The sequence below is a fragment of the Streptomyces sp. NTH33 genome (genome assembly GCF_003236365.1).
Taxonomy (GTDB): domain Bacteria; phylum Actinomycetota; class Actinomycetes; order Streptomycetales; family Streptomycetaceae; genus Streptomyces.
The window spans coordinates 1-2,530 of record NZ_POTZ01000706.1 but is presented as its reverse complement, the minus strand read 5'-3'; the positions used below and the strand labels follow the sequence as shown (position 1 = coordinate 2,530).

At 69.0% G+C, this 2,530-nt stretch carries 3 protein-coding genes; 1 reads left to right on the top strand and 2 read right to left on the bottom strand.

What is annotated here, in order from left to right; all coding sequences use genetic code 11:
* Positions 1–164 precede the first annotated feature (164 nt).
* Positions 165–356 carry a hypothetical protein gene (locus C1I97_RS35265; RefSeq protein WP_111007028.1) on the top strand — a complete coding sequence of 64 codons (192 nt, stop codon included), beginning with the start codon at positions 165–167 and terminating at the stop codon, positions 354–356.
* 127 nt (positions 357–483) lie between these two features.
* Here C1I97_RS35265 and C1I97_RS35260 read toward each other — a convergent pair whose 3' ends face one another.
* Both C1I97_RS35260 and prfB read right to left on the bottom strand, forming a co-directional pair.
* Entirely contained in the window at positions 484–1,296 is an 813-nt protein-coding gene (locus C1I97_RS35260; protein ID WP_111007027.1) for an LPXTG cell wall anchor domain-containing protein, read from the bottom strand.
* Between the two features lie 302 nt (positions 1,297–1,598).
* A partial coding sequence (prfB, locus tag C1I97_RS35255; RefSeq protein ID WP_111007026.1) for a peptide chain release factor 2 occupies positions 1,599–2,530 on the bottom strand: 932 nt, incomplete at its 5' end.

Genomic DNA, 2,530 nt, shown 5'->3' with positions numbered 1-2,530 from the left:
GTGCGGGTTGGGTGCGGGTTGTGCGTTTTGTACGGGGCCTGCCCCGGGCAGCGATCCGCGCACCGCTCGGGAGAACCTGGCATGGTGGACGGGGAACGTTCGCGTGTCCGTGAACGTTGACTGGAGTAGAACCGGCGTTGCGGTGGTGCAAGGAGGGTGAGCGCATGACGTACGACCGGCTGGTGTGCGCGAACTGTGCGGCGCCCGTGAGTGAGGGCCGGTGCCCCGTGTGCCGTGCGAGCCGCGAGCGGCTGCAGCAGGAGAACTTCTTCGCGGGGCTGAACCCGATGGCGCTGATCGCGCTGCTGGTGGTGCTGATCGCCTCGGTGGCGCTGCTGGCGCACCAGACGGCGTAGGGCGCGCACACGAACTTCACGCGAGGGGGCCCGGAGCTTGCCGCTCCGGGCCCCCTCTGCGTTCATGGCGTACGCAGTACGTACGGTGCGTACGATCGCCGCTGTACCGCTGGCGCTGACGCCGCCGTCAGGCGACGGCGCCGCCGCGGCCGGCCATCAGGCGCGGCAGGACGCGGAAGCCGACACCGCCGGCGATCATCGTCGCGGCGCCGACCAGCAGGAACGTGGTCTGGGCCGCACCGGTCTCGGCGAGCTCCTTGCCGTTGCCCTGAGGCGTGGCGTTCGAGGCGGAGCCGGTGTCCGTGAGGGCCGAGGAGCCCTCCTGCTGCGGGATGGCGTTACTGCCGCCACCGTTGGGGCCGGGGCCGCCGGTGGTGTCGCCACCGCCGTTGCCGCCGGAGCCGCCGTTGCCGCCGGTACCGCCGCCGGACTCATTGCCGCCGGTGCCACCGCCGGACTCATTGCCGCCGGTGCCACCGCCGGACTCATTGCCGCCAGTGCCACCGCCGGACTCATTGCCACCGGTACCGCCGCCGGACTCATTGCCGCCGGTACCGCCGCCGGACTCATTGCCGCCGGTACCGCCGCCGGACTCATTGCCGCCAGTGCCACCGCCGGACTCATTGCCGCCAGTGCCACCGCCGGACTCATTGCCGCCGGTACCGCCGCCGGACTCATCACCGCCAGTGCCACCGCCGGACTCGTCACCGCCGGTACCGCCGCCGGACTCTTCACACGTCGGGTCGACGACGATTTCGCAAGGATCGTCCGACTCGTTGCCCTCGAGCGCCACGTTCGCCTTGACGCCACTGCCACCGACACCGGCGCTGACGCCGATCTCAAGGGCTGAGGCGGCGCCCGCGACGGTCAGCGAGGCACCGGCCGCGATCACGGCGCCGGCGGCTATACGCGCGACACGGATCCGCGTCTTCTTTGTCATGTAGTTGCTACCCCCAGTAGCTGATCGTCAATGAGGCCGCGCTCGGGGCAGTGATCGACGGAGGTAGCTGAAACAATGGAGCCCCCCGGTTCACATGCGCCCCGCAGAACGCATGCCGCGCTTCACCCTTCCCATATTTCAAAGCAACGTCAAGGCCGTTGCGCACGCCATGTCCCGGTACGGGCTCTTTGCCGGAGAGCGGCGTCGCAAGTGTGACGCAAAACGCACGCAGCCGGACATGAAAAAGGCAACTGCCGCATCTGTGGCGGCAGTTGCCTTGTCGACAAAGCGTCCGTTTCTTCTTACCTGCTCTGCTGGTCCTGCTGCTTGCGCCAGCGAATACCGGCCTCGAGGAAACCGTCGATCTCGCCGTTGAACACGGCCTCGGGGTTGCCGACTTCATGCTCGGTGCGCAGGTCTTTGACCATCTGGTACGGGTGCAGGACGTACGAACGCATCTGGTTGCCCCAGGAGTTGCCGCCGTCGCCCTTGAGCGCGTCCATCTTGGCCTGCTCCTCCTGGCGGCGCCGCTCGAGCAGCTTGGCCTGGAGGACGTTCATCGCCGTGGCCTTGTTCTGGATCTGCGAGCGCTCGTTCTGGCAGGAGACCACGATGCCCGTGGGGATGTGGGTGATCCGCACGGCGGAGTCGGTGGTGTTGACGCCCTGGCCGCCGGGCCCGGAGGACCGGTAGACGTCGATGCGCAGGTCGGACTCGTCGATGTCGACGTGGTCGGACTGCTCGACGACGGGCAGGACCTCGACGCCGGCGAAGGAGGTCTGGCGGCGCCCCTGGTTGTCGAAGGGCGAGATCCGGACGAGCCGGTGGGTGCCCTGCTCGACGGAGAGGGTGCCGTAGGCGTACGGCGCCTGCACGGCGAAGGTGGTCGACTTGATGCCGGCCTCCTCGGCGTACGACGTCTCGTAGATCTCGGTCTTGTAGCCGTGCCGCTCGGCCCAGCGCAGGTACATGCGCTGCAGCCGCTCGGCGAAGTCGGCGGCGTCGACGCCACCGGCCTCGGCGCGGATGTTGACGAGCGCCTCGCGGGCGTCGTACTCGCCGCTCAGGAGGGTCCGGACCTCCATCTCGTCCAGTGCCTTCCTGACCTCGGCGAGCTCGGCCTCGGCCTCGGCACGGGTGTCGAGGTCGTCCTCGGCCTCGGCGAGCTCGAAGAGCACATCGAGATCGTCGATCCTGCCGCGCAGGGCCTCGGCCTTCCTGACCTCGTTCTGGA